Annotated in this window: 12 protein-coding genes; 1 reads left to right on the plus strand and 11 read right to left on the minus strand. The window is 51.0% G+C overall.

All coding sequences use genetic code 11. The features are described from left to right. The 10 genes from BLR50_RS14055 to BLR50_RS14100 form a co-directional block, all read right to left on the minus strand. Window positions 1–184: transposase (locus BLR50_RS14055; RefSeq protein WP_423230297.1), on the minus strand; the 184-nt coding region annotated here is incomplete at its 3' end. Window positions 185–400: 216 nt separating this feature from the next. Further along, window positions 401–589 (minus strand): hypothetical protein, encoded by a 189-nt coding sequence (locus BLR50_RS14060; RefSeq protein ID WP_092643748.1) that lies wholly within the window; start codon window positions 587–589, stop codon window positions 401–403. Next, window positions 586–987, minus strand: coding sequence for a hypothetical protein (locus BLR50_RS14065; RefSeq protein ID WP_092643751.1), 402 nt, complete (start codon window positions 985–987; stop codon window positions 586–588). The genes BLR50_RS14060 and BLR50_RS14065 overlap by 4 nt, the downstream gene beginning before the upstream one ends. Window positions 988–1,023: 36 nt before the next feature. Beyond that, entirely contained in the window at window positions 1,024–1,593 is a 570-nt protein-coding gene (locus BLR50_RS14070; RefSeq protein ID WP_092643754.1) for a TetR/AcrR family transcriptional regulator, read from the minus strand. Window positions 1,594–2,033: 440 nt separating this feature from the next. Continuing rightward, a complete protein-coding gene (locus BLR50_RS14075) occupies window positions 2,034–2,543 on the minus strand; it encodes an O-acetyl-ADP-ribose deacetylase (RefSeq protein WP_092643757.1) in 510 nt (169 codons plus the stop codon). A 207-nt stretch (window positions 2,544–2,750) separates the two neighbouring features. Then, window positions 2,751–3,212: a GNAT family N-acetyltransferase gene (locus BLR50_RS14080; protein ID WP_092643760.1), complete on the minus strand. Its 462-nt coding sequence runs from the start codon at window positions 3,210–3,212 to the stop codon at window positions 2,751–2,753. Window positions 3,213–3,228: 16 nt separating this feature from the next. Then, window positions 3,229–4,056 (minus strand): putative RNA methyltransferase, encoded by an 828-nt coding sequence (locus BLR50_RS14085; RefSeq protein WP_092643763.1) that lies wholly within the window; start codon window positions 4,054–4,056, stop codon window positions 3,229–3,231. Window positions 4,057–4,068: 12 nt separating this feature from the next. Continuing rightward, the gene (locus tag BLR50_RS14090) at window positions 4,069–4,956 is read right to left on the minus strand and encodes an SPL family radical SAM protein (protein WP_092643766.1); all 888 of its coding nucleotides are present in this window, start codon (window positions 4,954–4,956) and stop codon (window positions 4,069–4,071) included. A 71-nt stretch (window positions 4,957–5,027) separates the two neighbouring features. Then, window positions 5,028–5,588 carry a hypothetical protein gene (locus BLR50_RS14095; RefSeq protein WP_092643769.1) on the minus strand — a complete coding sequence of 187 codons (561 nt, stop codon included), beginning with the start codon at window positions 5,586–5,588 and terminating at the stop codon, window positions 5,028–5,030. 72 nt (window positions 5,589–5,660) lie between these two features. After that, window positions 5,661–6,623 (minus strand): type I phosphomannose isomerase catalytic subunit, encoded by a 963-nt coding sequence (locus BLR50_RS14100; protein WP_092643772.1) that lies wholly within the window; start codon window positions 6,621–6,623, stop codon window positions 5,661–5,663. A gap of 220 nt (window positions 6,624–6,843) precedes the next feature. Here BLR50_RS14100 and BLR50_RS14105 point away from each other — a divergent pair, with 220 nt between their 5' ends. After that, a complete protein-coding gene (locus tag BLR50_RS14105) occupies window positions 6,844–7,104 on the plus strand; it encodes a hypothetical protein (RefSeq protein WP_092643775.1) in 261 nt (86 codons plus the stop codon). 16 nt (window positions 7,105–7,120) lie between these two features. On the opposite strand, the gene BLR50_RS14110 is transcribed toward BLR50_RS14105, so the two are convergent. Then, window positions 7,121–7,338, minus strand: a 218-nt coding sequence (locus BLR50_RS14110; protein ID WP_205408648.1) for a transposase, incomplete at its 5' end; no start/stop codon positions are given.

Below are 7,338 nucleotides of genomic sequence, written 5' to 3' on the forward strand. Positions count from 1 at the left end.
CGCGGCATGCCTGTGCCTCTATTATTTCCACCCCTTTTTGTTCGCATAATTTCCTAAGTATCTGCCCTATATCCACCTTGATTTGTCCATATATTTCTTGTCGTCTATACTTCGGTGCAAATACTATATGATATTTACATCTCCATTTCGAATGTGTTAAACTATTTATGTCATCCATTGACATGTCCTCCTTTGTTTTTTGATGCGGTTGGTGAACCTTCATCATTCTATCACTGGAGGACCTCTTTTCGCTATAAGCGTTCTAATTCCACCAGCAGAGCTGGTGGTTTTTTGCGCTGAAGCTACAATAAGCCGCCCCCCGCCGGACGTTAGTCTGGCGGGGGGCGGCGGCTTAACATCAAAATCCCCACCCGTTCCCGAGTGGGGATTCTTAATTATCCTACTGCCGAAAGATATTCACCAAAAACAGCACCATAGTAATAAACGCCACAATCACCGAAACCAGCGAAAGCTGGAAGTGAAAGCTCTTATCCTCTACCGGATGAAACCGCAGCCACAGGCCGCACAGAATGGTGCAGGCCAGCAGCGCAACGGATAAGATGCCGGTTATCTTGAGTAATACGGTCATATCGTTTGCCCCTCCCCCCGTTGTTCAATTTTATGGTATCGGTAGCGGCTGCGCGCAACCTGATCCAGTACAAGGCCAAGGCCGATCATCAGCGCGGCGGCTGTTACACCAAACGCCAGATTCAGACGGTTGCCGTAAACCACCGCCATCGGCGACATTAAGAACAGTATCAGCGTGTAAAGCTGAAGCAGCCGATGCCTGCGAAACGCCGCAGGGTTATCCACCGTATAGGCGGGGTAATAGATTCTTGCCAGCTGGTCGAAAATAAGCCCCGCCGCCAGCAGGATAAACAGCACCAGCAGGCCGAAGCCCTTGAGGTACCAGTCGGTAACAATCAGCGCGGGCAGTGCCGCAATAAAGCAGATGAGCGACCATCGTTTTAGTGTTTTGCTTTCCATAGTAAGTTCACCTCTAATGTAAATTCTCGCAAAGTTTTATTTCTCTTCCTTCCCCAAAAACAGATCAAGCTGCATATCAATCAGGCGGGAGCGCTGCCCGGCGTCAAAGACATCCACGCCGCTGTAGCTTAAAAAATCCTCAGCGCGCAGAAAAACCAGTTGAGAGAACGAAACAAACTCGTAGGCGATGATGCGGCACTCCTCCTCGCTTCGGGATGTGCCGAAGTGCCTGCGCAGCAGCGGCAGCAGCGTCAGCGGTATCTTAATCTCGTCCTGCAGCAGGATGTACGGAATCGTCACCCGCGCATACTGCCGGTAGGCGGCCGTCGTGTCACACAGTGCAATCAGCGCGCGGCGAAGCTGTTTTCTCGGCGAAAGGTTACTCTCTGCAGAAACATCCAACTTCTCGGCCTCGGCTGAAATAATGCTCTGCACCGCCAGATTCATCAGTGCTTCCTTTGATTTGTAGAAGTAGTTAATCATCGCAAGGTTGGTTTCCGCCTCGGCGCATATCTGCCGCGCCGTAATGGTTTCGGCCTCCTGCCCCGATTCCAGCAGCCGGATAGTTGCCGCCAGCAGGCGTTTTCTGGTATCTTCGTTTTTCATTATAATACCCTCATTTATTAAACATGTTTAATACTTGTTTAATATAGCACATAATTTACCCTTTGTCAACAGAAAACCTGCCCTGAATTTTCAGAGCAGGCTAGGCTGTTGAAAAAGGTTAAATTGAAATAACATTGCGCAGGCGGACATGCGCCGCCGGAGCAATACCGCTAAAAATGTCTGCGGTGAGCAGACATTTTTGCTTGGGGGTGTTCATGAGGGGGACGGCTGAAAAACCAAACCACTTGGTTTGGTGACGAACGAAGTCTCCCTTATGGAGCGTGTCGAGTTTCTCGACACGCTCACCTGCCCTGAATTTTCAGAGCAGGCTTTGTGCTGTTATTAATGCTTCTATTATATAAAGAGAAAAAATCGTTCCAAAAAGAAACCCTGCTTTTAAAACATTCTGTGAACAATCAGTAGACCATTTGTAAACAAACCTATTTCAGCTTCTCCAGCGCCTTATCGTAAAACGACTTGGTGTGGTCGTCGAAGCAGACGATCGTCACCCTGCGCAGCAGCTTATCGGTTTTAAGGAAGTCAAGGATGGTTTTAACCGCAATCTCGGAGGCCAGCTGCAGCGGAAAGCGATACACCCCGGTGCTGATAGACGGAAAAGCCACTGTCTCGCAGCCGCGCGAAACCGCAAGGGAAAGGCTGTTTTTGTAGCAATCGGCAAGCTGCCGTGCCTCGCCGTAGTCGCCCCCGCGCCAAACCGGCCCCGGCGTGTGGATGACATAGCTTGCGGGCAGCCGGTAGCCCTTGGTAATCTTGGCCTGCCCCGTTTCGCAGCCGCCAAGCGTCTTGCATTCCGCCAGCAGCTCCGGCCCCGCCGCCGCGTGGATGGCGCCGTCTACCCCGCCGCCGCCCAAAAGGGTGGTATTTGCGGCGTTTACAATCGCGTCCACCTGCATCCTTGTAATGTCACCTGTCATAATTTCCAGTTTCATCTTTTCGTTCTCCGTTCTAGGTTGGGAACGGTCTTCACCGTTCCGGCGTTATTCCATTAATTTTCCGTTCCTATCAAAATTGGTATCCTGGCGCTGTTGGATTGTAGGGGAGACCTGTGGTCTCCCGCGGGCGAACAGAGTTCGCCGCTACAACATTGACGTTTGATGTATGTGCGGTGTGATTCGGGACATCGAGTACGCCGTTCCCTACACAGCCGTCGCCCGCTCATACCGCATTGGGGTAAAGCGCAGGCCGTTTACCGTCTGCTCGGTATCGGTGGGCACAAAGCCAAGATGCCTGTAAGCCTCCACCGCATAGGGTGACGAGAACACCGTCATAGTCGCTAAGCCCTGCGAGGCCGCCTCAAACAATGCCCGTGCTATCCCCCGCCGCTGGTAGGCCTTATCCACAAACAGCAGGCAGACATGGCTTTTATCCCGCAGTGCAATCATGCCCACAATCTTTCCGTCCTCCACACAGCACCATACGGGGCGCTCACCGCTCCGCAGCGGCGGCTCCATCGCCTCGACGGCAATAAACCGCTTAAACTCCTCTACTCCCTCCTGGGAGTATTCGGGTGCCTCAAACTCCATAAACACGCGCAGAACCAGCTCCATCGTCTCGGGCAGTTCCTCAACTCGTAAACGTCGTATTAACAATGTCGTCATCCCCTTTTTTAATAGCCTATCTCTTTCGATAGGTGAATATGCCAAACTCAATCTCGGTATCCAGCTGCGGCAGCGAAGCCAGCTTCTGCTGATCCTTCGCGCTCGTCTTATAGTAGTACGGCGTCATGGTAAAAACGCGCCGGATATCCTCGTTATTATCAATATGGATGCTGCTCTTGACCTCCTGCGTCTCCAGCAGCTCAAAGCCCTCCAATTCAAGGCCCTCCGGTTTGTTTTCATACACCCGGTCGTACACCGCCGTCTTCAGGCTTAACAGATGCTTCTCCAAGGGAATCACCCGGATGAGGATGCCGCCCGCCTTCAGAATGCGCACAAACTCCTCTCGGCACAGCGGCGCGAACACCGAAAGAAGGATATCGCACGCACCATCCCCCACCGGAATGCGGAACACACTTGCCACCGCAAGCTCAATATCACGGTTTCGTTTGGCTCCCGCAGCCAGCGCATCCTTCGAGATGTCTACCCCAAACAGCTGCGGCTTGATGTGATTGCGCTCCAGATGCTCATAGATGTTGGCCGTATACCAGCACTCGCCGCAGCCGGCATCCAGGATTTTGCATCCGTTCCTGGCGTAACGCGCAACCGTTGGCAGAAGCCTTTCCAACAGCGGGTTATAATAGCCCTTACCCAGAAAATCACGCCGCGAATTCACCATCAGCCGGTCGTCGCCGTGGCGTTTGGCCTTAATCTGCTGCGACATCAGCAGGTTTACATACCCGCTTTTCGCAATATCAAAGCTGTGGTTCTTCTCGCAGACTAAGCATTTGCCGTCCGCAGCATTATTCAACTGCCTCCCGCATACCGGGCAGATAAAATTACTCATTTTAATCTCACTTTAAAAGAATGATAGCTGGCTGTCGGCGTAGCCCAGCTTGTAGGCGTTTACGATGTCCGTCATATTATAGAGGATGCCGTACCGGTCGCACGCCTCCTTGAAAACGCCCCACAGCGCCTTCGCGCGCGGGCTTGTACAAGTGTACCGCTCACCGTACCGCTTTTGGTACCGCTCCACCAGCCCCTGGCCGGGGAAAAGCCCGCCAAGCTTCTCATAATACCAGTCGCGCTGGTTTTGGCGCAGCGTCATGCCGAAGGCGGGGTAGATAAACCGCGCGCCGCATTCGTGAGCCTTGCTTACGATGGCCAGCACGTTCTCGTCGCTGTCTTCAATAAACGGCAGCACCGGCATCAGCAGCACGCCCGTAAAGATGCCCGCCTGCGAAAGCGTGCGGATGGCCTCAAACCGCTTGCTCGAAGGCGGCGCGTTCGGCTCAATAGCCTTGCTGAGCGCATCATCGGCGGCGGTAACCGTCACCTTCACAAGTGTCGGCGAATGGCTTTTAATATCGCTTAATATATCAATATCGCGCGTCACCAGTGTGCTTTTGGTGGCGATTGCAATGCCGAACCCATAGGCATCCACCAGCTCCAGCGCGCGGCGGGTAAGCATAAGCTCCCCCTCAAAGGGGTTATAGGGGTCACTCATCGCGCCGGTGCCGATTACGCCGGTTCTCACCTTGCGCCGCAGGTCGTTGCGAATCACCTCAAGAGCGTTCTCCTTGGCGCGCACACGGTCAAACTCCTCCACATGGTAGCACTCGCTGCGGCTGTCGCAGTAGATACAGCCGTGGCAGCAGCCCTTGTAGATGTTCATGTTGTAATCGGTGCCGAACCATGAGGTATCCTTGGTACGGTTTACAATGGTCTTGGCGGGGATGTATTCCATCTTCCTCTCCTACCCAGCTTCGCAAGATAAACTGTATTTGTAACAACGTATGTTGAAAAGGTACTAGAACACTACCGCTCTACTTTGTGCTTGTTCTTTACTGTCTTAAAGAGATAAGTCACCAGCAAAACAACTATAATCGCTATATTCCCCAAGGAGAATATCATCTTCAACATACCCGATACACTTCCTAAGTATACCCCCGGTACCGATAAGTTCGGATAGGTATTCAGCATGATAATAGCGCCTATGTTTTCAAACCAATCAAACATCATCGATAATAACGGCACAAGGATTGTGAATCTGGCAGCGGACGATGGGGCAACCAGTTTCACCAAAAGTGCTATCCACCCCGCATAAAAAAGCATACCGGAAAGCGGGAAAGGAAAGTCCAACGGGAGAATGTGAAAAAGATAAAAGCTACGCCCTTCCTGCCCTAATGCGGTTAGTATATCATAAGCCTTCGCCGCTGAATAGCCAAATTGAAAGTCAAGAATATTGGCGCCGTTTGTAATCCTAAGTAAGCCCGCTAAGCCTAGCGTTGTAAAGTTAATAATAATATACAATGCCGCAAAAACAGCAGTAAATAACAGTGCTTTCTTCAGTGTCGCCTTTTCTATAATTGTCTTCAACGTTATTCTCCTTTTCAGAATCTCACAACCGCACCAACTACAAATTTCGGTATCTCAGCTTTTTTCGTACCATTAAACAACGGTTTTAATCACCGTCATGCCGCCCGATAGCGTATACGCCCCAAACCCCGCGGGAATAAAGAAGCTGTCGCCCTTTTTGATGCTATAGCTCTCCCCCGCGCCGCTGAGCGTTCCCTGCCCCTCGATGCACACGAGCGAATGAAACGAGGTGCCATCCGCCATAAAGGCGGCGCTTTGGGTAATCTCGGCAATATGAACGGTAAAGTATTCGCACCCCGCCAGCCTGCGCAGGGTGTAGCCGCCATAAACGGTGGGTGTTGCATCTGCGGTACTGCTCGGGTGCGGCGGGGCGGTAACGGTTACGTCCAGCGCCTTCTCCACATGCAAAGGGCGCGGCTTGCCGTCTAAACCCTTGCGGCCATAGTCATACACGCGGTAGGTGGTGTTGGAGTTCTGCTGAATCTCGGCAATCAATATCCCGCTGCCGATGGCGTGGATGGTGCCCGCGTCGATGAAGAACACCTCACCCTTGTGCACCTTCACGCTGTTGAGCGCCGTTTCAAGCGTGTTCTGCTCGATATGCCGCCGGAATTCTTCTTTGGTAATCTTCTTCTTAAACCCATAAAAGAGCCGCGCACCCTCCTCACAGTCGACGATATACCACATCTCGGTTTTGCCGTAGCCGCCCTCCACGCGCAGGGCGTAGTCGTTGGCGGGGTGCACCTGAATCGAGAGGTCGTGCTTCGCGTCGATGAGCTTGATTAAGATGGGGAAGAACTCAAACCGCTTGCAGTGCTCACCCAGCACGTCCTGCCCCGCCTTGCTGATATACTCGGTAAGGGTTAGCCCGTCATACGCCCCGCCCTCTATTACCGAGGCGCCGTCCGGGTGGCAGGAAAGCTCCCAGCTCTCGGCGACCGTATCTAAAACCGATTGCTTATGAAACTTTTCCTTTAACTGCGTACCGCCCCAGATGTAATCCTTAAGCGCGGCCTTCAGTTTTAATATCGGCATTTCCGCTACGTCCTTTTTTGTGTCGCTGAATAGACCGTTCCTGTTTTCTGTATTATACAATATTTGAAAAGGGAATGGAAGCTTGCGGGGGGATTCCTTTTAGCATAGGCTCTCTAAATACCGTGTCGCTTTTTTTACAAGCACCTTGATGGTATCTTTATTACTTTTTATATTGATACATCCATTTTTGTATGATATTCTATTTTAGGAGGTATACCATATGGAAATAAAAGCATCCACCGCTTATAACAAAAAGAATTATACCGAATTTGCATCCTTTAATTCCTTAAAAGGAAAGCGCCCACGGCTTAAGCATACATTACGAATTGTTTACTCGATTATTTTTTATTGTATTGTAAATCAAAACCACCAGTTAAACTGGTGGTATGCACCAGCCCTAAAAGGGCATATTACTGGCACAGCGTCTCAAGACGCACTGAATGGTTCCGCCAACCGCATTACTATTACGGGCAGCCGCTAAAGCGGCTGTTCGTTTTTCATGCCTTTGTTTCCTTGCTACCCGTGAACGGGTCTATGTATTCTTTGAATGATATTTGATCTGAAGCTATGTCTTCTTGTAATTGGTTTTTGATATATTCTTCAATTACTTTTGCATTTCTTCCTACTGTATCAACATAATATCCTCTGCACCAGAAATGCCTGTTCCCATACTTATACTTCAAATTTGCATGCCTATCAAATATCATTAAAGAAC

The organism is Acetanaerobacterium elongatum, from assembly GCF_900103835.1.
In the GTDB taxonomy this organism is placed as follows: Bacteria; Bacillota; Clostridia; order Oscillospirales; family Ruminococcaceae; genus Acetanaerobacterium; species Acetanaerobacterium elongatum.